General features: G+C 53.0%; 1 protein-coding gene. It reads right to left on the reverse strand.

Translation table 11 applies throughout. The annotated features are described in order from the left end of the window. Positions 1-9: 9 nt before the first annotated feature. On the reverse strand, positions 10-873 hold the full coding sequence (locus ACFIQF_RS23570; protein ID WP_012658785.1) for a carbapenem-hydrolyzing class A beta-lactamase GES-5: 864 nt from the start codon (positions 871-873) through the stop codon (positions 10-12). Positions 874-912 lie beyond the last annotated feature (39 nt).

Genomic DNA, 912 nt, shown 5'->3' on the forward strand with positions numbered 1-912 from the left:
GGGCGTCAACTATTTGTCCGTGCTCAGGATGAGTTGTGTAATAACTTGACCGACAGAGGCAACTAATTCGTCACGTTCTACGGCCGATAGTTTCGGGGCCGTTGTATACACCGCTACAGCGTAATCTCTCTCCTGGGCTTTAAAAAAACCAATGTCGTTCCGGCCCCCGTTGGCGCAGGTACCAGTTTTCTCTCCAACAACCCAATCTTTAGGAAAACCCGCTCGTAGTGTCGCGTCTCCCGTTTGGTTTCCGATCAGCCACCTCTCAATGGTGTGGGTCGAGGTGGACGTCAGTGCGCCGCCATAGAGGACTTTAGCCACAGTACGTGCCATAGCAATAGGCGTAGTTGTATCTCTGAGGTCGCCAGGTGTGTTGTCGCTCATCTCCGGCTCTTTCCGGTCTAGCCGACTCACAGAGTCGCCAATTTTACGAAAATACTGCGTCATTGCAGCAGGTCCGCCAATTTCTCTCAGTAAGAGGTTAGTAGCCCCATTGTCGCTAAGCTGCACCGCAGCTTGCGCTGCCTCGAGAACCGTCATGTGTCCCGATGCTAGAAACCGCTCCGTGGCAGGAGACCATTCGACGATCATGTCCGGCCCATATGAAAGTTTTCGATCCCCCCGCTCGGTGCCTGAGTCAATTCTTTCAAAGACCAGCGCGGCTAGCGGAAACTTGAACGTTGAGCACATTGCAAAACGCTGCGCCATTCGGTGGCCCGCGACGATCTCTCCTTGGGGATCGACGATCGCAACACCGATCTGAGCTGCTTTTTCGCGCTCTAGCTTCTCAAGATCGGTCTTGAAGGTTAATTTTTCCGACGCATATGCAGAGTGAGCGATCCCTGCCAGTAATAGTGCGTGAATGAAGCGCATGGTGATCCCTTGAGATGGAAATTATCTTTGTACGCCCGT

Source organism: Comamonas trifloxystrobinivorans, from assembly GCF_043359985.1.
Classification (GTDB): Bacteria; Pseudomonadota; Gammaproteobacteria; order Burkholderiales; family Burkholderiaceae_C; genus Comamonas; species Comamonas trifloxystrobinivorans.